The sequence below is a fragment of the Hyphomicrobiales bacterium genome (genome assembly GCA_016125495.1).
Taxonomy (GTDB): Bacteria; Pseudomonadota; Alphaproteobacteria; order Rhizobiales; family RI-29; genus RI-29.
The window spans coordinates 16,098-39,082 of sequence record WGLQ01000025.1; the positions used below are offsets into that span (position 1 = coordinate 16,098).

The 22,985-nt window shown below is 66.7% G+C and carries 24 protein-coding genes; 9 read left to right on the forward strand and 15 right to left on the reverse strand.

Annotation, left to right across the window (positions count from 1 at the left end; all coding sequences use genetic code 11):
- Nucleotides 1–174 precede the first annotated feature (174 nt).
- The gene (locus tag GC150_15520) at nt 175–951 is read left to right on the forward strand and encodes an arginyltransferase (GenBank protein MBI1386315.1); all 777 of its coding nucleotides are present in this window, start codon (nt 175–177) and stop codon (nt 949–951) included.
- A 16-nt stretch (nt 952–967) separates the two neighbouring features.
- Here the strand turns inward: GC150_15520 and GC150_15525 are convergent, their stop codons facing one another.
- From GC150_15525 to parC, 4 genes are all read right to left on the reverse strand, one after another.
- Complete coding sequence (locus tag GC150_15525) at nt 968–1,600, reverse strand: DUF1326 domain-containing protein (GenBank protein MBI1386316.1); 633 nt, start codon at nt 1,598–1,600, stop codon at nt 968–970.
- A 57-nt stretch (nt 1,601–1,657) separates the two neighbouring features.
- A complete protein-coding gene (locus GC150_15530; GenBank protein ID MBI1386317.1) occupies nt 1,658–2,629 on the reverse strand; it encodes a DUF2182 domain-containing protein in 972 nt (323 codons plus the stop codon).
- Nucleotides 2,550–3,581: an MBL fold metallo-hydrolase gene (locus GC150_15535; protein MBI1386318.1), complete on the reverse strand. Its 1,032-nt coding sequence runs from the start codon at nt 3,579–3,581 to the stop codon at nt 2,550–2,552. Before GC150_15535 ends, GC150_15530 begins: the two co-directional genes overlap by 80 nt.
- A gap of 428 nt (nt 3,582–4,009) precedes the next feature.
- Nucleotides 4,010–6,262 (reverse strand): DNA topoisomerase IV subunit A, encoded by a 2,253-nt coding sequence (gene parC, locus GC150_15540; protein MBI1386319.1) that lies wholly within the window; start codon nt 6,260–6,262, stop codon nt 4,010–4,012.
- Between the two features lie 275 nt (nt 6,263–6,537).
- Here parC and GC150_15545 point away from each other — a divergent pair, with 275 nt between their 5' ends.
- Nucleotides 6,538–7,791 carry a DUF3422 family protein gene (locus GC150_15545; GenBank protein MBI1386320.1) on the forward strand — a complete coding sequence of 418 codons (1,254 nt, stop codon included), beginning with the start codon at nt 6,538–6,540 and terminating at the stop codon, nt 7,789–7,791.
- Nucleotides 7,792–7,827: 36 nt separating this feature from the next.
- Here the strand turns inward: GC150_15545 and GC150_15550 are convergent, their stop codons facing one another.
- The 5 genes from GC150_15550 to GC150_15570 form a co-directional block, all read right to left on the reverse strand.
- Complete coding sequence (locus tag GC150_15550; GenBank protein MBI1386321.1) at nt 7,828–8,529, reverse strand: pentapeptide repeat-containing protein; 702 nt, start codon at nt 8,527–8,529, stop codon at nt 7,828–7,830.
- A 166-nt stretch (nt 8,530–8,695) separates the two neighbouring features.
- On the reverse strand, nt 8,696–9,409 hold the full coding sequence (gene recO, locus GC150_15555) for a DNA repair protein RecO (GenBank protein MBI1386322.1): 714 nt from the start codon (nt 9,407–9,409) through the stop codon (nt 8,696–8,698).
- Nucleotides 9,410–9,478: 69 nt separating this feature from the next.
- Entirely contained in the window at nt 9,479–9,907 is a 429-nt protein-coding gene (locus GC150_15560; protein ID MBI1386323.1) for a hypothetical protein, read from the reverse strand.
- A gap of 189 nt (nt 9,908–10,096) precedes the next feature.
- A complete protein-coding gene (locus tag GC150_15565) occupies nt 10,097–11,482 on the reverse strand; it encodes a hypothetical protein (protein ID MBI1386324.1) in 1,386 nt (461 codons plus the stop codon).
- 230 nt (nt 11,483–11,712) lie between these two features.
- Entirely contained in the window at nt 11,713–12,702 is a 990-nt protein-coding gene (locus tag GC150_15570) for a hypothetical protein (GenBank protein ID MBI1386325.1), read from the reverse strand.
- 157 nt (nt 12,703–12,859) lie between these two features.
- On the opposite strand from GC150_15570, the gene GC150_15575 reads away from it, so the two are divergent.
- The 3 genes from GC150_15575 (at nt 12,860) to GC150_15585 (ending at nt 14,775) form a co-directional block, all read left to right on the forward strand.
- Nucleotides 12,860–13,441 carry a DUF2199 domain-containing protein gene (locus GC150_15575; GenBank protein ID MBI1386326.1) on the forward strand — a complete coding sequence of 194 codons (582 nt, stop codon included), beginning with the start codon at nt 12,860–12,862 and terminating at the stop codon, nt 13,439–13,441.
- Between the two features lie 178 nt (nt 13,442–13,619).
- Nucleotides 13,620–14,270: a hypothetical protein gene (locus tag GC150_15580; GenBank protein MBI1386327.1), complete on the forward strand. Its 651-nt coding sequence runs from the start codon at nt 13,620–13,622 to the stop codon at nt 14,268–14,270.
- A 52-nt stretch (nt 14,271–14,322) separates the two neighbouring features.
- Entirely contained in the window at nt 14,323–14,775 is a 453-nt protein-coding gene (locus GC150_15585; GenBank protein MBI1386328.1) for a YaiI/YqxD family protein, read from the forward strand.
- A gap of 34 nt (nt 14,776–14,809) precedes the next feature.
- Here GC150_15585 and GC150_15590 read toward each other — a convergent pair whose 3' ends face one another.
- The 3 genes from GC150_15590 to GC150_15600 form a co-directional block, all read right to left on the reverse strand.
- Nucleotides 14,810–15,106, reverse strand: coding sequence for a hypothetical protein (locus GC150_15590; GenBank protein MBI1386329.1), 297 nt, complete (start codon nt 15,104–15,106; stop codon nt 14,810–14,812).
- A 127-nt stretch (nt 15,107–15,233) separates the two neighbouring features.
- Nucleotides 15,234–16,085 carry an EamA family transporter gene (locus tag GC150_15595; protein MBI1386330.1) on the reverse strand — a complete coding sequence of 284 codons (852 nt, stop codon included), beginning with the start codon at nt 16,083–16,085 and terminating at the stop codon, nt 15,234–15,236.
- Between the two features lie 320 nt (nt 16,086–16,405).
- On the reverse strand, nt 16,406–17,650 hold the full coding sequence (locus GC150_15600; protein ID MBI1386331.1) for an amino acid permease: 1,245 nt from the start codon (nt 17,648–17,650) through the stop codon (nt 16,406–16,408).
- A 258-nt stretch (nt 17,651–17,908) separates the two neighbouring features.
- On the opposite strand from GC150_15600, the gene GC150_15605 reads away from it, so the two are divergent.
- On the forward strand, nt 17,909–18,379 hold the full coding sequence (locus GC150_15605) for a DUF2852 domain-containing protein (GenBank protein MBI1386332.1): 471 nt from the start codon (nt 17,909–17,911) through the stop codon (nt 18,377–18,379).
- Nucleotides 18,380–18,478: 99 nt separating this feature from the next.
- Here GC150_15605 and GC150_15610 read toward each other — a convergent pair whose 3' ends face one another.
- Entirely contained in the window at nt 18,479–19,450 is a 972-nt protein-coding gene (locus GC150_15610) for an NAD-binding protein (GenBank protein ID MBI1386333.1), read from the reverse strand.
- A 192-nt stretch (nt 19,451–19,642) separates the two neighbouring features.
- Between GC150_15610 and GC150_15615 the strand changes: the two genes are divergently transcribed.
- Nucleotides 19,643–19,855 (forward strand): hypothetical protein, encoded by a 213-nt coding sequence (locus GC150_15615; GenBank protein ID MBI1386334.1) that lies wholly within the window; start codon nt 19,643–19,645, stop codon nt 19,853–19,855.
- Between the two features lie 202 nt (nt 19,856–20,057).
- Here the strand turns inward: GC150_15615 and GC150_15620 are convergent, their stop codons facing one another.
- Nucleotides 20,058–20,414: a Ryanodine receptor Ryr gene (locus tag GC150_15620; GenBank protein ID MBI1386335.1), complete on the reverse strand. Its 357-nt coding sequence runs from the start codon at nt 20,412–20,414 to the stop codon at nt 20,058–20,060.
- Nucleotides 20,415–20,463: 49 nt separating this feature from the next.
- Nucleotides 20,464–21,216, reverse strand: a complete 753-nt coding sequence (locus GC150_15625) for a competence/damage-inducible protein A (protein MBI1386336.1) — start codon at nt 21,214–21,216, stop codon at nt 20,464–20,466.
- An 80-nt stretch (nt 21,217–21,296) separates the two neighbouring features.
- Between GC150_15625 and sfsA the strand changes: the two genes are divergently transcribed.
- Both sfsA and map read left to right on the forward strand, forming a co-directional pair.
- The gene (sfsA, locus tag GC150_15630) at nt 21,297–22,016 is read left to right on the forward strand and encodes a DNA/RNA nuclease SfsA (protein MBI1386337.1); all 720 of its coding nucleotides are present in this window, start codon (nt 21,297–21,299) and stop codon (nt 22,014–22,016) included.
- Nucleotides 22,017–22,161: 145 nt separating this feature from the next.
- Nucleotides 22,162–22,980 (forward strand): type I methionyl aminopeptidase, encoded by an 819-nt coding sequence (map, locus tag GC150_15635; protein ID MBI1386338.1) that lies wholly within the window; start codon nt 22,162–22,164, stop codon nt 22,978–22,980.
- Nucleotides 22,981–22,985: the final 5 nt, after the last annotated feature.

Here is a 22,985-nt window from a genome sequence, read left to right on the forward strand (position 1 = left end):
AACCGCTGGCACGTCCGGACCACCCGAACGAGAACCGGTGCGGGCCATCACGCGTTCGCACGACTTCGTTCGGATCCCGTCACACCCGCGCGCGAGGCTCGCCGCACTTTCGTGCCTCTGCTAGGCTCATCTGCGGAGGCAGAACAGGCCGGCCAGCAGGGGAACGAGCAGACCGTGACGGAGCAGCGCAAGGATTTCCCGGAGTTCTACGTGACTTCGCCGCAACCGTGCCCCTACCTGCCGGGCCGGCTCGAGCGCAAGCTGTTCACGCATCTCAACCGGGACAAGTCGCCCGCCGTGGTCGACCGCCTGTTGCGCGGCGGCTTTCGCCGCTCCCTGAACATCGCTTACGTGCCCTACTGCGAAGGCTGCAACGCCTGCACGTCGGTGCGGGTCCCTGTCGACCGGTTCGAGCCGACGCGGAACCAGCGCCGCACCTTGCGCGCCAACGCTTCGCTGGTCGCAACCCGCCTGCCCAACCGGCCGACCAGCGAGCAATACGATCTCTTTCGCGACTACATCGACGTCCGGCACGGCGACGGCGGCATGGCGGACATGAGCGTGCTCGACTACCACCTGATGGTCTCGGACACGAGCGTGGACACCGGCCTCACCGAGTACCGTGAGCGCGCGAGCGAGCAACCGGGCCGGGGTGCCAACAGACGCGGCCGGCTCGTGGCTTGCGCCCTCACCGATACGCTGAGCGATGGCATTTCCCTCGTTTACAGCTTCTTCGATCCCGCCCTCGCCAGCCGCAGCCTCGGGCGCTACATCATCCTCGAGCACATCGCCTTCGCGCGCTCCAAGGGCCTGCCGTACGTCTATCTCGGCTACTGGATCGCGGGCTCACGCAAGATGACCTACAAGGCCGAATACCTTCCGCAGGAGCACCTGACGCAGCAGGGCTGGCAGGAGGTGACCCCGCGCGTCGAGGAAGCGTCGGCGCGCTGACCCGCGCGTCGAGCCCTCACGGCCCCATCCACGAGATCTGGCAGATTTCAGCGGACCGGTTCTCGAAGTTCCAGACCCGCCCGAAATCCCGGACACGGCCCTTCAGCGCCCGCGCGACGACCACGTCCGGCCCCATCCAGTACTCCGTGTTGCGCACCATGACCTCGGCCTCGGGATCGGCGCCCTTGATCGGCTCGACGGCGCCCTGGATCACCTTGGGGACATTGATCATCCGCACCTTGCCCTCGGTCACGTACTCGACGGTTTCCCGCCGGGCGCCGAGGAAATTGCCGACCAGCAGCTTGAAGAGCCCGGTCGTCCCCCGCGCCTTGCCCCCGAAGATCGCAAGCAGTGCATCGAACGCCTTGTCACTGGCGCGCTCGTCGATGTAGGCCGCCACCGTCCAGTTGCCGTCCCCCATCTTACCCGGGATGTCGAGCAGCAAGGCGACGTTGAGCCCCGAGAGCGAGGTGCGCCCCCACTTGCCTTCATCGATCCGCACCGCGAGCCAGGCATGGCAGAACCCCTCGCTCGGCTTTGCCTGACCGAGAGAGACGACGCACGGGCAAAAGACGTCGCAGCTACAGTTGAGCGCCAGCTCCCCCTTGATCGACCAGGCCGGAATCTCGCCCGCCTTCTTGTCCGCCATCCTTTTTTGCTCCCCGTCCTGTCAAATCATCCGCACGCCGCAACCCATGGAACGAACCTAGTAGGCGAGTGCGCCACCCGCAATCGCAAAGGCCAGCGCGATGAGCACGACGCCGAAGGCGCGCCCCCAGCGCTCGGCATGGGGCAGCGTCTTTTCGGCGACGAAATAGATCGTCAGCAGCGCCATCCACCAGACGTTCATGGCGCCGAGCACGAACATCAGCCCCATCAGCCCGATGCAGCAGCCGAGGCAATAGACCCCATGACGAAGGCCGAGCGCGAGCGCTCCGGCGTTGCCCTCCCGCCAGTGCGCCAGGAGGAAGGTGAGCGGATGTCGGCACTTGGTGAGGCAGGCCGCCTTGAGCGGCGTCAGCTGATAGAGACCGGCCACGAGCATCAGGGCGGCGGCGGCCAGCGGCCCGGCGAGGGTGCCCGCACGCGAGAATCCGGGCATCTCGGCCGCGAGCAGTTGGAGCGCGGCGAGCGCGAACGAAACCACCCCCCAGACCGCCAGATAGCCGGCGATGAAGAGGGTGAGCCGCAGGGCGAGCTGGAACCCTGCGGTTTCGCGCGCAACGAGCCGCGCATAGCTCGCCAGCACCGGCGCCATGGCGGGCAGCATCATCGCCGCCATCATCAGCGCCCACATCACCGTGAGACCGGCGAGGCTGCCCATACCCGAGGCGTGCGCGTGCGAATCCGGACCCGGCAAGTCCACACGCGTGCCGATCGCCTCCAGCAGCACGGCGATCGGCTCCGGCAACCCCCGCTCCATGCCCGAGAACATCAACAGCCAGAGCGCGGCCGAACTCGCCAGCACCATCGCGAAAGCGATCGCGCGGCCATCGTCGAGGTAGCGAAAGCGGGAGCCCGAGGTGTCGTTCATGGTGTTCGCCCGGCTGGGGTTCGGGACGCCGGCACCCCGCAACCCACGCAATAATGGTATCGTCTCAACTCGACAGCGGTCCGCCCGCCGCCCGCCAAGCCGCGAGACCGCCGGAAATGTGCGCCGCACCGGCCAGGCCGGCATCCTCGGCCGCCTGCACCGCCATCGCCGAGCGCTCACCGAACGCGCAGTAGAAGACGAGGCGACGGTCGCGCCCGAGCATGGCGAGAACACCGCCTGGAGCGATGCTCTCGGGCAGTTGCTGGTAGGGCAGATGCAGCGCCCCGGGGATGGCGCCAGTGCGCGCCCGCTCGCCCTGCTCGCGAAGATCCACCAACGCGACATCCCCCCGCTCGACCAATCCGATGGCCTCGCGCGCATCGATGGCGAGGCCGCGGCTGGCAACGTCCTCCTGCGCCAGCCCGACGCGCATGTTCGCCGGTATCGCCACGTCCATCATCTTGGGGTTCGGCAGATTGAGACTGGCCATCAATTCGACGTACGCATCGACCGAGGGCACCTGGAGGCGCGGATTGCAGCGGCGCTCCTCGCCGATCGTGCTGACGGTATCGCCCTTGTAGTCGTGCGCCGGATAGACGAGCGTCTGCTCCGGCAGGCGCAACAGGCGATTGAAGAGCGAATCGTACTGCGCCCGCGCATCGCCGTTCTGGAAGTCCGTGCGCCCGGTACCGCGGATCAGCAGCGTATCGCCGGTGAAAACGCGATCGGGCATCGTGAAGGAGTAGGAATCGTCCGTATGCCCGGGCGTGTAGATGACGCCGAGGCGGATGCCGTCGATATCGATGCTGTCACCGTCCGCAACCCGCATCGAGACGACATCTGCCTTGGTCTGTTCACCCATCACGGTGATGCAGCGGGTCTGATCGCGCAGCGCCCCGAGCCCGGTGACGTGGTCCGCATGCATGTGCGTGTCGATCGCCTTGACGAGACGCAGGTCGAGATCGCGCAACAGGTGTATGTAGCGGTCGACCTTCTCCAGCACGGGATCGATGATGAGCGCCTCCGCCCCCCGCCGGCTGGCGATGAGGTAGCTGTAGGTGCCGGAGGTCTGATCGAAGAGCTGCCGGAAGATCATGGCGGGCCTCCTCTGGAAGGTGGTGACGTCGGCCGGCGCCCGCCTGTGGCCGGGCGTGCGATCGCGGCCCAATCAACCACCCGCGCCGGCCGCGCGCAACCTGCCGCGTGGGATCACCGTTTCACGAGGGGGCGGCGCCCGTTGCATCCGGGGATCGCCACATCACGGCTCCCGGGCGCGGTGCAGCGTGGAGCAAAGCGGAACGGTGCGCCGCAGACCCGGGACCGCCCGCGTTCAGCTCCCTTCATGGCGACCCCGGATCAGCGGGGCACCACTTCGTGCTGCACCGCATCCGGGGATCGTGGGGATGGCGCGCCGCATTCGGGGATCGTCACATCACGCGTCCCGGAGAAGGCGGGCAAGGCCCGCCGCACATCCGGGACCCAGGAGAGGAGCCCGAAGGGCCGTGTCCCTGGAGGGCGCGCCGCTCAGCCGAAGGCCGGGCCGAAGGTGCCGGAACGCGGAAAACCGCGCGGAACCGGCTGGCCGGCCGAGGCGCGGGCGCCGGACCATTCATCGGCGTTGCTCATGCCCTGGCGGCGGCCGGCGGGATCGGTCCAGAAAAGCCCCTCGCGCATCGAAAAGACGCGCGCATCGAGGAGCGTCGTCTTGTTGAGGCGCATGAGGCGGATGCCCTTACCGCGCGTCATCTCGTTGATCTCGGAGAGCGGGAAAACCAGCATCTGCCGCTTCTCGCTGACCACCGCGACACTGTCCCCCTCGGCGGGGACGCAAATGCACGCTTCGTCGGGCTCGGTGACGTTCAGCACCTGGCGCCCCTTGCGCGTCATGGCGATCAACTCGTCTTCCGGCACCACGAATCCGTTGCCGCCGCTCGAGGCCACAAGCAGCTTGCGCCCCGGCACATGCGCAAAGAGTTCGACCGTCTCGTGGTTCTCCTCGAGGTCGATCATGAGGCGCACCGGTTCGCCATGGCCACGCCCGCCGGGCAGTTTGTCGGCCGCGAGAGTGAAGAATTTCCCGTTCGTCGTCATCAGCAGGAGCTTGTCGGTGGTCTGCGCCCTGACCACGCGCTTCAGCTTGTCGCCCTCCTTGAACGGCACCTTGGAGAGATCGTCGATGTGCCCTTTCATAGCCCGGATCCAGCCCTTTTCCGAGAGGATCACGGTCACCGGCTCGCGCTCGATCATCGCCTCGGCGAGATCGACCTCGATCTCCGGCGCCTCGCCATAGGAGGTCCGCCGGCGCCCGAGCGGCGTCGACTTGCCGAAGCTCTCACGCGTTGTCTCGACCTCGTCGGCGATGCGCGACCACTGCTTCTTGTCCGATCCGAGCAGGTCGATCAGTTCGGCGCGCTCCTTGGAGAGGCGATCGTGCTCGCCCCTGATCTCGATCTCCTGGAGCTTGTTGAGGGCCCGAAGGCGCATCTCGAGGATCGCGTTGGTCTGCACCTCGGTGAGCCCGAAGCGCGCCATCAACTCGTCCTTGGGCCGATCCTCGAAGCGGATGATGCGGATCACTTCGTCGAGGTTGAGATAGGCGATGAGGTAGCCGTCGAGGACTTCGAGCCGGTTCTCGATCTTGGCGAGGCGGTGCCGCGAGCGGCGGATCAGCACTTCCTTGCGGTGGTCGAGCCACTGGCGCAGCGCCTCGGCGAGACCGAGGACGTTCGGCACGAGCCCCTTGGAAAGCACGTTCATATTGAAGGAAAAGCGCGTCTCGAGCTCGGTCAGCTTGAAGAGCGATTCCATCAGCACGACGGGATCGACCGTGCGGCTCTTGGGCTCCAGCACGAGGCGGATGTCCTCGGCCGATTCGTCGTTGACGTCGGCGAGCAGCGGCAGGCGCTTGTCCTGGAGGAGTTCGGCGATCTTCTCCACGAGCCGCGACTTCTGAACCTGATAGGGGATCTCGGTGACGACGATCACGTAGGTGCCGCGCCCAGTCTCCTCCTTTTGCCAGCGCGCACGCAGGCGAAAGCCGCCCCGCCCGGTTTCGTAGGCCTCGAGGATCGCCTCGCGGCTCTCGACCACGATCCCGCCGGTCGGGAAATCCGGTCCCGGCACGAACTGCATGAGGTCGGCCGTCGTCGCCTTCGGATGCCTGATGAGATGCAGCGCGGCGGCGCAGAGTTCATCGACGTTGTGCGGCGGGATCGACGTCGCCATGCCGACCGCGATGCCACTCGAGCCATTGGCGAGCAGGTTCGGAAAGGCCGCCGGCAGCACGACCGGCTCCTGATCGGCCCCGTCGTAGGTCGGGCGGAAATCGACCGCGTCCTCGTCGATCCCTTGGAGCAGGAGGGCCGCGACATCCGTCATGCGCGCCTCGGTGTAGCGCATGGCGGCCGGGTTATCGCCGTCGATGTTGCCGAAGTTGCCTTGCCCGTCGACCAGCGGATAGCGGACCGCGAAATCCTGAGCGAGGCGAGCGAGCGCATCGTAGATCGCCTGGTCGCCGTGCGGATGGAAGCCACCCATCACCTCGCCGACGATCTTCGCGCACTTCTTGAAGGCGGAGTCCGGATCGAGCCTCAGGTTGCGCATCGCATAGAGCAGCCGGCGATGCACGGGCTTGAGGCCGTCCCGCACGTCCGGCAGGGCGCGGTGCATGATGGTGGAGAGCGCATAGGCGAGATAGCGCTCCTCGAGCGCCTCGCGCAGCCCCACCGGCTCGTATGGCTCACCGCCGTCCGGCGGCAGAATCGGTTTATCGCTCATGGACCCGAGGTGCCATCGCACGGCAGGTCCCGCAAGGGCCCCTGGGCCACAGCCGGGCCCGGTGCAATCGGCTATTCTGACGGACACGCGACCGGCTGCGAGGCTGGTGTCGGACGTTTCCAGTCATCGGGGCTGCGGTTCCCGGCGTAGGGATTAGGGGTCATGCGAATGAGGAAGGCTGGCGTGTGAAAGACCCGGCACGACAACTGGCGAGCGACGACACCGGGGTGAGCCGTCTCGTCGAGCACCCGCAGCGCGAGAGCCTGCTCGGCGAAATGCACGCGCGCCCGTTCGATCCCGTCGTCCCGCCGAGGCACTACCTGCATTTCGCCGTCCTGAGCGGGGACGGAGACGAGGAGATGACGCGAGCGGCCCTCGCCTCGATGGCCCGGGCCCGTGGCCAGGCGTTACCCGCGCCGAACGCGAGTTTCCATCGCCTCGCCTCGGGTCCCTGGGATGTGCGCTGGGAACAGCACACCGAATTCATGACGGTTCGCCTCGGCACCCGGAAAGGGGATGGCGACAAGCTCTTCGGATCGGGCAGCATCGAGACGCTCGGCGAACTCGGGTTGCGACCCACCGGTCAACTCCTGGTCGCGACACGCCTGACAATCGTGCCGGCCGACAGTCTTCGCGTGAGTCTCGATGAGATCTTCGATCGCAGCAGTCTGTGCATCGTCGAAGCCGAGGCCGGGGCCGCCCGCGTCGCGACGGACTTTCTGGCCGATCCGACCGGGTTCACGCGCATCCTCGTTCTCGACGAGGGACTGACGGACCTCCAGGCCGGCGCCCTGGTACAACGCCTTCTCGAACTCGAAACGTACCGAACGCTGGCCCTGCTGGGACTTCCCGTCGCCCGTTCCGCCGCGCCGCTGGTGCGCGATTTCGAGCATCAACTCGCCGGGGTGACGCGGGCGATCGCGGATTCCACGGGCGTCGGCGAGAACCAGGCCCTTCTCACCCGACTGACCGACCTCGCCGCCCGTCTCGAAGCCCTTGCGGCCGAGAGCAGCTTCCGCTTCGGTGCGAGCCGCGCCTATGGCGAGCTGGTCGAAGCGCGCATCAAGGCGATCCACGAACGCCCCTATGGCACGGGGCGCACCTTCTCGGCCTTTTTTGCCCGCCGCCTCACGCCGGCGATCGCCACTTGCAACGCAATCGAGAAGCGACAGGATACGCTCTCGCGCAAGTTGCTGCGAACCGCCGAACTCTTGCGCACGCGCATCCAATTCGAGCTCGAGCGCCAGAACCGCGATCTGCTCGCCTCGATGAACCGCAGAGCACAGATGCAGCTGCGCCTTCAGCAGACCGTCGAGGGGCTGTCGATCGCGGCCGTGAGCTACTACGTCGTCGGCCTCATTGGCTACATCTCAAAGGGCTTCGAGGGCCACAAGCTGCTCGGCCTGACGGTCTCGGCCTCTCTCGTGACCGCGGTGAGCGTGCCGGTCGTGATCGCCGTGGTCTGGCTGCTGCTCCGGCGCGCGACGCGGCGCTTTCGTGGCCATGACGGACACGCCGACCGGCCGTGACATCGATGCCGGTCCCGCTTCGGGCCAGCTGCCGGATCAGTAGGCCTCGCAGGGCCAATGGCCGGGTGCCGTCAGCCCGCTCGGCAGCCGCGTCGCCGAGTTCCCGCAGGACACTTCGAGTTGCTGCTGCGTGATTCCTTTTGCGCCAGAAATGTCCGCGTCCTCGAAATGGGCGCGAAGCAGGTAGGCATGAGTGAAGTCCGCACCGGTGAGATCGGCGCCCGCGAATGTTGCCCGCGAGAGATTGGCGTACTTGAGATCGGCCTGCCGGAGGATGGCCTTCTCGAACTGCACCCGGTTGAACTGCCCCTCGGCCATGCGGGCCGCGGCGAGGTTGGCACCGGAAAGATTCGCCCGGCTGAAGTCGGATTTCTCGAGGTCGACGCGCTCGAGCCGGGCACCGCTGAGGACCGTACGGTGACCGACCGCCTTGTGCAGGCTGGCACCGGTCAGATCCACGTTCGCAAGGTCGGCCCGTGTGAGGTCGGCCCGCTCGAGGTTGGCGCCGGCAAGGTTGGTGCCCACGAGTCGGGTCGAGGCCAGCATGGTGCGCTCGAGGTTGGCGCCGCGCATGTCCTCGTTGCTCAACAGCATGCCGATCTTCTTGCAGCCCGACCAATCGATCCCGGGTGCCGGACGATCGCTGCACGAGGCGTTCGTTTGCGGCGTGCCGACGAACTGACCGACGGTGAGCGCTGCGATCGTGAGAAGAATGGCTGCTGTCCGCTTCATTGGCATGGCTCGATCCGACGTTGTTCCAATCGGCAGGCTGTCCAGGCTTCCTCCGTATCAGCGGGACCCGGTAAAGCCGGGTCCGCCTCCCCGATCATATGGAGGCACCAGAAGCTAGCAGACAATGTCGAACAACGAAGTGCTTTCGAGGCCGCCCACGGCCAAGCTGCCCTCACGACGCCGCGAGCACCTGGCGCCGGGCCTCCGGAAGCGCCATCTGGCGCGGCTCCAGCACGTCCCGCGTCAGGAAGAAGCCAGTCAGCGCCAACCCGTCACGGATGTCGTCGGCGCTCGCGGACCGGCCCGCGCCCGGCAGCAGGAACGCGGGCAACGCCAGCAGCCGGTCGGCATAGGGAGCACCGGCCGTGCGCGACACCGCTCGCCGCGAGCGCGGTGAGACGAAGGCGAGATCGTCCGTCGCCCCAGTCGCCGCGCAACTCGCAAGATCGAGCCCGACCCCGAGTTCGCCGAGCAATGCCAGCTCCCAGCGCACATAGAGCGCCGGCCAGATCTCGACCTCGTCGACGAGCGACAGCACGAACAGCGTCACCTCGAACAACTCGGGATGGGGGTCGCGCTCGGGCAGGAGACGGGCGAGCGAAGCCAGCGACTGGAGGCCCGACAGGATGACCCGGTTCTCGATGGCCCGCGCCGCATAGGCTCCGCGCAACTCGAGCGTGCAATTGCCGAGATGGTCTGCGAGTCGTGCCTTCCAGACGACGTCCACGTGATTGCCGATCTGGAGCACCGGTCGCAGCCGCCGCGAACGCCCGCCCCTGACGAGGCCGCTGCTACGGCCGTGTCGGCGGGTCAACAGATCGACCACGGCGCTCGTCTCCCCGTGCGGACGCGCCGTGAGCACGATGCCTTCGTCACGCCATTCCATCCCGGCGCCTCCTGCGCCGACCGCATCCCTGGGGTACCGCCCGGATGGCCAGCCGACGCGGCCGCGGCATCAGGACTGGCCGGTTGGCCGGCAACTGCCACGAAACTGCGAGACCAGCGGTTGACCGATGATGCCGAGGTGGCGGGAGTGCACGGCCGGCCAGTCTTCCTGCCCCGATTCGCGCTCGTAGATGGTCGTAATGTTGAGGAACCCAGCGACGGTGACCTCGATGAAGTGCTGCGCATCGAGGGCGCGCACGAGCTTCAACGGCACGCCGCCGGTCTGCGAGACGAGCACGGCCGTCTCCTTGGCTTCATCGACATTCTGGATCGTGAAGGCCAACTTGACCGGCTGACCGGCACTGAACCCGGTGAGGCCGTAGGTCCAGCTCTGGCCGTCCGCGAACTCGCAGACGAACGCACGCGGCGCGGCCTCCACGGGAATCGCCGCAACCCCGACCAGGCCGGCAACGGCCAGGACCAATCGAGCAAGTTGCATGGACAAACCTCTCCCCCAATTCCCCCTGCGAACCCGTCGTGCCCGCCCCCGCGATGGCCCGGGGCCCAGGCGGCCAGAACCGGACACGCCAGTGTGTCAGAACTGTGTTGGCATGCGGCTAGAAGGCCCGGTCCGGCGGCAATTCCCACAGGCCGATCGTGCCCTACGCGGGCCGCCCCTCGCCCGATATCAGCTCTTGAGATAGCCGAGGCTGCGGCCGAATTCGCCGCGATAGGTTTCGAGTTCAGCGGCCACCTGGCGCGGATGCAGCGGACGGCCGTAGTTGGCCATCGACAGGCGCTCGAGTTCGAGCAGGTGCCCGAGGATCGGCTCGGCGGTCTTGTGGAGCATCGCCACGGCGGCGATCGTGCGCCGGCTCATGTTGACCGGGACCTTGGGAACGACGTCGGCCAGGATCTCCTTGGCGTCGCGCGACAGATAACTGGAGAAACGCCCGAGCACCGAGATGAGCCGGATCGCGAACGTTTCCCGGAAGCGGTAACCGTGCTGCTCCATCCACTCGAAGAGTTTGTCCATCAGCAGATCCTGCAAACGCACACGCGCCGTGCGCTCGAAGTCGCGCCACTCGGCGACGACATCGAACAGTGGCTCGAGCTCCATGTCGCCGGGCGCGAATGTTGTCGAGGCCTTGACCCCGACCCGATCGAGGAAATCACGGTTGCGCATGGAGATGCGGGTCGGAAAGGTCGGCAGCATGATGCGCCCAGCCGAGCCGTGATCGAAGGCCATGCGGATCAGCTTGGAGCAGAAGAGCTCGTCATATCCCTCGAGCCGCATCGAGAAGTCGTAGAGGATGGGGCGGTTGCGGGCGAGGGCGGCACTCGCGACCTCGTGAATGGTCGTCGCGGCCGCATGGGCGAGCGCCGGATCACGATGCCGCAGCAGGACGAGGCGCGCGAGCCCCTGTTCGAGGACGTGATCGAGCGTCGCGATGACCGTACCTTCCTCGATCAGCGCTTCCACGACGCTTTCCGCGCCGTCCTTGCCGATGTGCACGATGCCGACGTGGCTGAACTGGGAATCGACATCGCCGATACGTGCGATCGCCGCGCTGTTGTGCATGCCGCCACGCATCAGCAGGACGTCACCGGACTTGAATGTGACGGCCCCTTCGCCCGCATAGCGTGGATGAATTTGGGTTTCCGTGCTGCCGCTGAAAGCACGCTTGGCAACCGGCTCGCCATCCTGCCCTTCGCGGCGGGGGGCGATGAGTTCACCCATCATATCGCCCGCGTAGCGGCAGGCGCGGAACGTGTTTCTGAGGGCCCGCTCGGCCCCGGGCGACATCAGGCCCCGTGCGTGCCAGCTCGCGATCTGGTCGCGCAGCCCCATGCGCAATGCGAACAGTTCGCCGACGTGGCGCCCCGCCGCCGCTCGCACGCGTGCGACATCGTATTTGGCCGGATTGATGTTGAGCAGGGTGCGGTAAATCTGCTCGAGGACGAATTCGGCCTCCTCGGCATCGTCGATCTCGCGGGCCGCCAGCGCCTTCACATAGGCGAAGTCCTCGTCGAAGCACGACCCCGCGCCCAAACCGCCCTGACCGTCGTTCATGTCACATCCCGCGTCTCGACCCACGCCACCCGCGCCGCGTGCCACTACGGCACCGCCAGCGCGCGCTTTCGGCGTATATCATCAGTTGGTCGGGAAATGTGACGGTGCGGGCAACGCGGGCGGAATGCATCACCGGATGTCGTCCGGCGTTGCACACCGCGCCGATCGCGGCCCCCATTCGAGGTGCGGTCCGCCGTGCCGGGCGGGCCGCCGCGCTTCGAACGCCGGCCTCAGGCGGCCGCCAGCAGCTCCGAGAGCGCCGGATCGATCTGCGGACACTCCTGCTTGATGAAGCGCAGCAACGCCCGCTCGTTCTCGTGCAGGACACCGTCTCGTCCGATGCGGGCGGCGAGCCAGGACGCTTCGAGCGACGTGACCTCCTCGGCGAGTAGGATCTGACGGCGCTGCTCGGTAAGGCGCTCCAGCGCCCGCTCCTCGGCGGACTGCTCGCGGTATTTCTCCCAGACGGCGCGAAAGCCGCCGGAGAACATGCTGCCGAGGAAATCGCTGACCGAGCCACGTTCCTCCAGCCACTCTTCGAGGCGCAACGCCTCCTCGCGGGTCGGCGGCGCGTAGCCGGCCGCCGCCATCAGGTGATTGGCGACCGCCTTGACGAAGAGGTCCGACCAGGAGGGATGGTTTTCCGCTTCTCGGGTCGCATCGTTGATGTCGAAGAGAATCTCGGCTTCTGCGCGCGTGATGGCGATGTTGCCGTCACCGCCCGCGGCATAGAGGATCCGCCGGATGAGATCGACCTCGGCCGCCCCGATCACGCCGGGTTCGAGCCCGCGCCCGTCGGCAAGCGGTCCGCTGACGCCGAGGACCGCGTCCTTGACCTGTGCGAGCGCGAAGCGGGTCAGCCTCTCGGGAACCCAGCGCGCCGCATCCGCGATCGAGATCACCAGTTCGAGTTCGCTCGCGGTGCGCACCTGCCCGTCCGCAGTGATGCGCGCGATCAGCCAGTCCGCATTCTCAGCGCTCACGTATCCGGCCGGTGCCACCTGGTGCACCGTGAAATCGGTCAGCGCCTCGATGAAGAATGGTGCCCAGCTCGGATCACGCTCGTCGGCGGTGGCCTCGATGTCCAGCAGCGCCTCGGCCTCCGTGACCGAGATCGCGCCGTCCTCGTAGAAGGCGCGCCGCAGCGCCAGCACGTCGCCGGCGCTCACCGCACCCTGCGCACGGATCCCGGCGATCACCGCTTCCGACCTGTTGCCCATGATCGTTCCCCCTTTCGGCGACGGGCCTCGTGCTCCCGCCCCGGCCAGACGGCCGCTTTCCGCGAATTTGACTCTCGCGGCTTAACAATCAGCTAACCCTGTCCGCACCCGTCCCGACGTTTCCCATAAACCCTCTTTCAATTCGTTTTCTCTAGGAATGCCATCGAGTTGTGCGTTCGGAGGAAACGCCTTGCCCACGCTTGACCTGGAACGGCCGCAGGCCCCGCTCGGGCAATTGCGCTATCGCTGCGGTGCTTGTGGCGAGATCCATCGGGGCTTGCCCGACGTCTCGTTCGCCGCCCCGCTCGCCTATTACGCCCTGCCGCAGCACGAGCGCCTCGCCCGTGCCGTTCTATCGCGCGACGCGTGCGTGCTCGACGACCGGGACTATTTCCTCCGGGCCCGCCTTTCGGTGCCCGTCGAGGGCACCGCACAGCGGTTTGGCTGGCTCGTCTGGTGCCTCGTCGGCGAAAGCGAATTCTGGCCCCATTGGCAGGCGCGACACGATGCCGTCGAGGGGACACGGCGTGTCGCCGGAGCCCTTGCCAACCGGCTGCCCGGCTTTCCCGACACCATCGGTCTTTCCGGCCAGCTCGAGGCCGAAGGCGGCGGCCGGCTTCCGGTGCTCAGGCTCGAGGCCTGCCCTCACCCCCTCGCCATGGCTCAGGACCACGGTCTCGCCGGGACCGAGGCCCTCGGCTTCGCCCAGGAGGCGGGCGCACGCCTTGTGATCGGCTGAATCAACTGGCACTCTTGCGGTCATCGTCGATCGGGCCCCGGCCGAAGCGCCTCTGATCGCTCCATTGTGACGACGGGCACAGGGCGCCCGGGGCTGCGCCATCTTGCAAAGTCGGGCGCGCCCTCCGACGTTCAATCGGGTGCGCGCGGGAGTGACGGCCGGCGCGAGTCCAAGGAGATTGCAGAGCACGACCATGAACCGCGTCGTCTGGCTGGTGATGCTGAGCCTGATCGTCTTCTTTGCCGATCGCGCCTACGACAAGATGGCGGCGGACGCCGGCTCGCTCGATGTGCGCATCGAAAAGAGCGAACCCGGCACCGTCGTGCTGAAATGGCGCGGCCCCATCGAGCATCCGATGGCCAGCGAAATCGCCGAGGCTTTCAATGCCAATCGCGATCACGCCGACCGCTTCCTCCTGGTGTTGAGTTCGCCTGGCGGCCTCCTCAGCCATGGCAACGACGTGATCCGGCTGCTCGAGACGATCAAGAAGACGCACCGTCTCGACACCGCCGTCGACGACGATGACAACTGCGCTTCCATGTGCGTGCCGATCTACCTGCGCGGCCAGACCCGTTTCGCCGGGCCCGAGAGCCGCTGGATGTTCCATCAGGTGAGCGTTCGCGAGGCGATCAGCGACAAGGAGAAGGGCATTTCCGATCTCCAGCGCAGCATGATCACCGACGAGTTCTTCAACCGCTATTTCCGCCCCGTCGGCGTTCCCTCGAGCTGGGTCGATCAGATGCGCAAGCGTGTCGGCGGTGGCGACGTATGGCTCGACGGCCGCGATCTGGCATCCGACGGCTCCGGCATCATCACGCAGCTCAACTGAGATACCGGCGGTCACAAGGACCGCGCGCGCCAGCCGACCGGATGGGGAGAAGATTTTGCGGTTCTTCGTCGATGCCGATGCCTGTCCGGTCAAGGACGAGGCCCTGCGGGTCGCCGCGCGACATGGCGCCGAGATTTCCTATGTCGCCAACGCCTGGATGCGCCTTCCGGCGAGCCCGCTGGTTCGCCGTGTGATCGTCGGTGGCGCGCTCGATGCAGTCGACGACTGGATCGCCGAGCATGCGGGCTCCGGTGACATCGTGGTGACCGCGGACATCGCCCTTGCAGCACGCGTTCTGGAGCGCAGCGCCAAGGTGGTTGGCCCTGACGGGCGCCCCTTCACCACCGACAGCATCGGCATGGCCATGGCCATGCGCTCGCTGATGGCGGACCTCCGGGCCGGTGGCGAGAACATGGGCGGCCCGGCGGCCTTCTCGGCACGCAGCCGCTCTCGCTTCCTCGAGGCACTCGAGCAGGCCGTCCAGGACATCAAGCGCGGGCGCTGAACCCGCGCGCCCGCCCCTATGTCCGCCGCGCTGCCTATTTCGGACAGATGCGCGAGTTGGCCCTGCAGGTGACGCCGAGGCCCGTGCCCGACTTGCACTTGTATTTCGTCGTGATCTTGTAGCCGGGTGTCTGCCCCGTGGTCATCCACGACGCCCAGGTGCCCCAGCTGAACGACTGCAGGATCGCCTCGAAGGCCTGGAATTTGGCCCCCTCGACGTCGCCGCCCGTGCCCTCGGAGGCTTTGTTGAAACAGGCCGCACCGGCGCTACCCGGTGCCGCCGCCACGAGAACGACCGCCAGGGCGGCGCATGTCACGGTAGCTTTCCTCATGGCGATCTCCTCGTCGTTGGCCAAATCAGTGCCTGCGACTATGCGCAAGCAGTGTTTCCCGGCAAATGGGGAATCTATTCTCCGTGACGCTTTCTGTGGACGTGAAGCAAGCCCGCCGCAGCCGTCCCTATCGGCGTCGCACCACGGCGACCGCCAGCCCCGCGAGAACCACGCCGCAGCCGATGAGTTCCAGCGCACTCAGCCGCTCGCCGGAAAGAAGAGCCGAGAGCGTGATGCCGAACACCGGCACCAGCAGGAAGAACGGGGCGACGCTCGAGGCCGGGTGGGTCGAGAGCAGCCTGGCGAGGATGGCATAGGCGAGGATGGACGCTGGCACAGCCGAAAACGCAACCGCCCCGACGGTGACCCACGTGGCGCCCGCCACGAGGCTGGCGAGCGAACCGTCACCTTCGAAGGCGAGCGAGAGGGCGAGCAGTGGCAGCGGCGCCGAGAGGCTCATCCAGACCACCACCCCGACCATGTCCACGCCCTTGAGGCGCTTGAGCAGAAGGTTGCCGGTCGCCGCACAGCCCGCCGCGCACCCCATCAGCCCGAAGGCCATCAACGATCCCGGTCCGGAGCGGGCGGCAACGAGCAGAGCCAGACCGATGACGAGCAGCACGAGGCCGACGGCCTGGGGCCGTCGCAACGGTTCGCCGAACAGCAGCACACCCGCCGCCATGATCAGGATCGCCTGCGTGTGGATCAGCAGCGAGGCGAGCCCCAACGGCATGCCGAGGCTTATGGATACGAACATGAAGCCGAATTGCCCCCCGCCGAGCAACAGCCCGAGGAGCCCGAGCATGCCCCAGCCGACCGCCGGCCGGGGCACGACGACGATGAAGAGGCTGGTCGCAGCGAACCGGAGCATGGCGAAAAAGAGCGGCGGCGTTTCCTCGAGTGCCGCCCCGTTGATCGGGAACGTGAGCGCCCAGAGAAATGCCGCGAGCACGGCGAGGAGACGGTCCCGCGTACTCATCGAATGCCATGTCCCGCGAGGGGCCGGGCGCTCACGAGCATATCGACCAGGCGAGACGGTCGCGGTGCGGATCGGCGAGCAGTCGGCTCGCCGTGCCGGACATCAGCACGATAGTTGCACGCACGCCGGCCGCCACCGCGACGACGCCCGGAAAGAGCACCGCCAAGGAGAGGAAAACGTCCACCGTCACGCGCGCCCCCATGCCATCCGCGCCTCGCAGGGCGCCGGGCTGGCATAAACTGGCGAACACCGTCTGGCGAGTGGGAACGCGGCAACCATTCCGAACTGCAAATGTGCGGGCTCCGGCCCACTCTGCCGCGTCAGGCGAACCAACCCGCCACCAGGAGGGCAAGCGCAACCAGCGCACCGAGTGGCGGCACCCACCCCGGAACCACCATCGTGCCGGCAGGTGCGGGCTCCCCGCGCTGCTTGATGAGCACGAGCGAGAGATTGACCAGGGTGAAGATCATCAGCGTGATCGAGGAGGTCACCTCGGCGAGCCGCTCCAGGGGAAAGAGGAGCGCGAGAGCCAGGATGACGGCGACAATGAGCGCCGTCGCCCTCAGCGGTGTACGCGTGCGGGCATGGACCTTGGCGAGTGCGGAGGGCAGGCTCGCCTGGTCCGCAAGGCCGTAGATCACGCGCGATGCCATGATCATCTGGACGATCACGCCGTTGAGCGTGGCGACGATCGCGATCGAGGTGATGACCAGCGGCGGCAAACCGGTGGTCCGCTCGAAGACCAGGCTGAGCGGCGCCGGTGTCGCGGCGAGGTCGTCGGGTGCGACCGCGAGCACCGCGATCGTCACGACCAACACGTAGAGAACCGTCGAAATGCCGAGCGTCAGGAAGATGGCGAGCGGCATCGTGCGCTCGGGGCGCTCGACCTCCTCGGCGATGTTCACCAAATCCTCGAAGCCGATGAATGCAAAGAAGGCAAGGAGACCCGCGCCCAGGATGCCGGACCAGACAGCAGCCTCGAACGGCGGCGCCAGCAACTGCTCCAAACCGACCTCCGGCCGCGTCCCGCCCCAGATGCCACCGGCGATGATGAAGAGCAGTCCGGCCACTTCGAGCAGCGTCAAGAAGCCGGCGAAGGCGACCGACTCGAGGATGCCAACCGAGGCGATCAAGCCCATGGCGAGGATCACCAGCAGCACCAGGACAGTATGGGGCAAATCCGTGATCTCGGCGATATAGCCGACCGACCCCAGCGCGATGGCCGCCGCCGAAACGCACCCGACAGTCACCACCGCGAGCCCGACGAGCAGCGAAAGGCGCCGCGAGCCGAACCCCGCCCGTACGTACGCCGCCTCCCCCGCGCTGACAGGATGCCGCCCTGACAGCTCGGCGAAAGAGGCCGCCGACAGCAGCATGGCGAGGGCCGCGACGACGAACGAGATCGGCGCATAGAGCCCGGCGCGTGCGGCGGTCGCCCCGATCAGAACATAGATGCCGGCGCCGATCGTAACCCCGAGGCCGTAGAGCACGACGAGCGGCAACGTCAGCGCGCGCTCGAGGCGTGGTCCCCCTTCGACGTCGGTCCCGGAACGCCTGATGCTCATCTCGCCCTCCATCGCGCTCAATCTGGCGCATCGCGTCGGCCATGCCTTGACGAAGGTCAATTTCCGGCGCGGAGCGACGGAAATCATCGGTCGGCGCGTTGTCCGTTCGCCCGACCGCTTGCCGGCCGAGCATTGCTCGCCCGGCGCGGACCGTCAGGAACGACCTATGCGAGTCCCTCTTGACAGCGCGCGACGACCTCACAATCTATGTGTATGTGAATTACATTTACATTCGCACCGTAGCAGGAGAAGTGGAGGATGAACGGCATCGTCGACAAGCTGGACGAGTGGGGTCGCCCAGCGTGGATCACCTTGATGGTGATCGGTTTCATCGTTTTCTGGCCGATTGGACTTGCGATCCTCGGCTACATGATCTGGAGCGGAAGAATGGGCAAGGCAGGTTGTGGCAGGTTCAGGGGCTGGGGTCGGCGCGCCGAGCGGGCGATGAGCTTTTCGGGCTCGAGCGGAAATGCGGCGTTCGATGAATATCGCGACGACACATTGCGCCGCCTCGAAGAGGAGCAGCGCGAGTTCACGGGCTTCCTCGAGCGCCTGCGCCGGGCCAAGGACAAGGTGGAATTCGACCAGTTCATGGCCGAGCGGCGCGCGGGCGCACGCTTCACCGAGCCGACCGCCGACAATGAACGGCGTGACCCGGGCCGCGAAGGCGGTGCCGAGCGCTCCGGCCCGACCGGACCCGTTGGCCCGGTTCCGAGCCCGGCCTACTGAAGTCGGACGATCGCGGTCGGCGGGATGGAGCGATCATTCCGCCGCCCGGCCACACGAGCGATACGTGCGGCGCCCGCTTCACGCCTCGGCGCCGCAACCTCACTCCGCCGCTTGCGCCCGGCCAGGCGGGACCACCTCGTAACCCGGCTCTTCCGGTTCGTCGTCGACCATCTCGGCGGGAAAACCGGGCGCCAGGATGGAAAGACCTGTCGCCTCTTCCAACCGGCGAATGACGTCGTCCGAGTTGGCTCGGACGCCGTAGCGGGCCGATGCGTCCTTGAAGATGGAAATCATCAGCGGGCTGATCTCGAGCGGCACCCGGTTGCGGTCGGCGATCGTCTGGAACAGCCCGATGTCCTTGAGCACGAGGTCCATCGTGAAATCGATGTCTCGGCAGCCGTTGAGGATCATCTGGCTTTCCGTCTCGTGCACGAAGGAGTTGCCGGACGAAATCTTGATCGCTTCGTAAGTGGTGTTGAGATCGAGCCCGGCCGCCTTCATGACGGTGAGCGCCTCGCAGAGCGTCAGGAGATTGGCGGTTGCCAGGTAGTTGGTCATGACCTTGAGGATCGAGGCCGAGCCGATTTCGCCCGTGTGCAGCACACGCCGCCCGAGTATGGTCAGCAGCGGCATGAGCCGCTCGAATGTGGCACGAGGGCTACCGACAAAGATCGAGATGTTGCCGGTCGCGGCCCGGTGACAGCCGCCCGAGACCGGGCACTCGGCGGCCTCGCCACCGGTCTTTGCGACCAGCGCCGCGAGCCGGCGGATTTCCGCTTCGTCGGTGGTGGACATCTCCATCCAGACCTTGCCCGGCCCCATGCCCTCGATGAGGCCGTCGGCCCCTTCGACGACGGCTGCCGAGGCCGCCGGGGATGGCAGGCACGTGATGACGACGTCGCAGGCCTGCATCATCGCGCGCGGGCTTTCGCCCCACTTGGCCCCCTTTGTGAGCAACGGCTCCGCCGCCTTGCGCTCGAGGTCGCGGACAGTCAGATCCACCCCGTTGCGCAGGAGACTGCCGGCCAGCTTGGAGCCGACGTTACCCAGTCCGATGAAGCCGACCCGCAGGCCCATGTCGTTTCCTCCGTCCCCGTCGATCAATCGTGGCTGGGCAGTCTTCTAGCCGCACGCCGGCTTCGCTGCTGTGCCGGCTGCGACGCCCGGCGCCAAAGCCACGACGCCGTTGCATGGCTGGATGGCACCGTTCGCAACGCCGCATCCACCCACAGGTCGCGTACGGAGCTTTCATCGATTCCACCGATGGTTGCCGCACCGCAACACCCTTTGCGCTGCAGCGCAGCGAAGGATTTTCTTGCAACTGTTGCAGAAATTCGTACGCTTCTGGCCAAGACCGACGTCGAAGCCGGCACATCCCAGGAGGCACAGATCATGCAACTTGAAGTCAAGCTCGCGACCATAGCTGCGCTCCTCTCGATGGGTTTCATCGCTGCGATTGTTCTTGGTATGCTCTGACGAGTACGTCGGGCTCACTTGTTCGCAGGCGTCGAAGTATCGAAATCAATTGACTGCACATAACGACCTGACCACTGGGCGACACATCGCGTGTGAGATGTGGCGTCCGGTGCGGGGTATGGTGTTTGCTCGCACTGCAATGCGGACCCGGCATCGAGTGCGGCGCCCAACCTCGCAAGCGCCGCGCCCCGACGCCGCAGGGTCACGCGCGACGCTGCGGCGCGCGCACGATCCGGAACCCCAGGGCTTGAATCGCCTTCAATGTCTCGAGCGCCGTGCGCCGATCGTAGTCCTTTTCGCTTTCGGTGAGATCCGCGTAGGCGACGAGCCCGGGATGGGTCTTGGCGGCATCGTCACGGCGCGGGCCGTAGCGCCAGCCCTCCGAAATGCGCTGTGCCGCCCAATTGTCGTGTGTGCTCTCGGCAAGCCGTTCGGTGAGTTCGGCGAGCGCCGGACGCAGTGTCACGCCCGACGTGTCGATGGGCGCGGGCACATAGTCGGAGCGACGCGATGGCGAGGCGGATGCCGTGCGCCGCTTCGGGCCAGGTTTCGCCGCCATGCTCGCCACCCCCTATCCCGGCCTGTCGATCCGCGCACCCGGCAGCGAATCAACTCTCGTTCGACGGGCAGATACCCATTGCGGCAAGGCGTCGCTTGAGGGCTGCGGCCGCATCGCAGAGGCGCTCCGGGTCGGGTGAGCGCAGAACCAGATTGGTGCAATACCGACCGTCGTCGACGTAGGGGTAGCTGCCCATCGGAACATCGGGAAAGTGCGACTGGGTTTCCCGCAGGGGAGCCGCCACGGCGCTCTCGGGGTGGCGCACGTCGAGCGTGAGCGAGCGCATCGGCCGCCCCTTGCGCAAGCGCGGAACGACACCCGCCAGCATCGCCTGCATGATGTTGGGAACGCCCGCCAAGACGATGACGTTCGCGACCATGAAACCGGGTGCGATCGAGACCGGATTGTCGATGAGTTCGGCCCCGGCCGGAATGCGCGCCATCCGCAATCGTGCCTCGGTCAGCTCCATGCCCCGGGCTTCATAGTAGGGTTGCATGAGCGCGAGCGCGCGCGGATCCACGTCGATCGCGAGGTTGAACGCCCGTGCGATGGCATCGGCCGTGATGTCGTCGTGGGTCGGCCCGATGCCGCCGGTGGTGAAGACGTAGTCGTAGCTGCCGCGAAGCGCATCGACGGCCGCGATGATCCGTTCGGCGACATCGGCGACGACCCGCACTTCTTCGAGCCGGATCCCCGCCTCGTTGAGCACCTCGGCCACGTGGCCGATGTTCTTGTCCTTGGTGCGACCGGAGAGGATTTCATCGCCGATCACGAGGAGGGCGGCGGTCACGATGTCGCTCATGGCAGAAGCCCCCCACTCGCCACAGAAGCCGGGCGGTGCATGCCCTTGCCGAGGGCGATCCGGCCGGCCATAAGCACGGCATGCGGTTCGAAACACCCCTCGTGCGTGGCACGCTCATCAAACGATATAAACGCTTCCTCGCCGATGTGGAACTCGACAGCGGCGAGGTGGTGACGGCAAGCGTGCCCAATACCGGGTCCATGCTCGGCCTAAAGGAGCCGGGGCTCGCCGTCTGGCTCTCGGTTTCCGACAGCGCGACACGCAAATACCGCCATACCTGGGAACTGGTGGAGCTTGCCGGGCGCCGGCCGGTCCACGTCGGCATCAACACCGGCCACCCCAATCGCCTCGTCGAGGAAGCGATCACCACCGGAACGATCACCGAGCTGGCGGGCGCAACGGCGATACGACGCGAGCAGCGCTACGGCGTGAACAGCCGGATCGATCTTCTCCTCGAGGCAGAGAACGGCGCGCTGACTTACGTCGAGGTCAAGAATGTCCACCTCTTGCGGGAAAGGGGCATCGCCGAGTTTCCCGACAGCGTCACCGAGCGCGGTGCCAAGCACCTCGGGGAACTCGCCGACATGGTCGCGGCCGGCCATCGCGCCGTGATGGTCTTTCTCATCCAACGCGGCGATTGCGATCGTATGGCGCTGGCCGGTGATATCGATCCGACCTATGCGCGCGAGTTCGCACGGGTCGCGCAAGCAGGCGTCGAAGCGCTGGCCTACGCCTGCGATGTCTCGCCCGAAGCGATCGTGGTCGCCCGCCCAGTCCCGATCATCTGTCCGACCGGCTGATATCAACGCCGGCTCGTTGCCCGGTTGCCAGCGGTCGCGATTGGCCCTACCTCTAGGGTGAAACGAGAACGGGTCCGGCCCGGAGACGCCCGCCCGGGTCGGCGGGGTGCCGGTGGACGCTGCCACGACGCCGGAGGCACGGGCGATGACAGCCACGCAAACCAGCAGCATGCGCGCGACGGAGGGCGGCATCCTGCTCCACGACGCCGCTGCCTTCGAAGGCATGCGCAAGGCCGGTCGTCTGGCAGCGGCGGCACTCGACATGCTCGTCGAGCACATCCGCCCGGGCGTCTCGACCGATAACATCGACGATCTCATCGTCGCCTTCGCCCTGGAACATGGTGCGGTCCCCGCGACCATGAACTACCGCGGCTACAAGCGCTCCTGCTGCACCTCCGTCAACCACGTCGTCTGCCATGGCATCCCGTCGCCCAAACCGTTGAAGGAGGGCGACATCATCAACATCGACGTCACCCTGATCGTCGACGGCTGGCACGGCGACACCAGCCGGATGTATGCGGTCGGCGAAGTATCGCGACGCAGCGAACGGTTGATGGAGGTCACCTACGAGTGCCTCATGCTGGGCATCGAGGCGGTCAAACCCGGCAACACCACCGGCCACATCGGCGAGGCCATTCAGCGCTATGCCGAGCAGCAGCGCTGCAGTGTGGTGCGTGATTTCTGCGGCCACGGCCTCGGGCGCGTCTTCCACGATCGCCCCAACATCCTGCACTACGGCACCGGCGGCGAAGGCCCTGTGCTGAAGCCCGGCATGCTCTTCACCATCGAGCCGATGATCAATCTGGGCCGGCCGCAGGTGAAGTTTCTCGCCGACGGCTGGACGGCGGTGACACGCGACCGTTCGCTTTCGGCCCAGTTCGAGCACACGGTCGGCGTGACCGAAACCGGCTGCGAAATCTTCACGGTTTCACCAGCCGGTCTTCATCGGCCTCCCTATCGTTGAAGCAT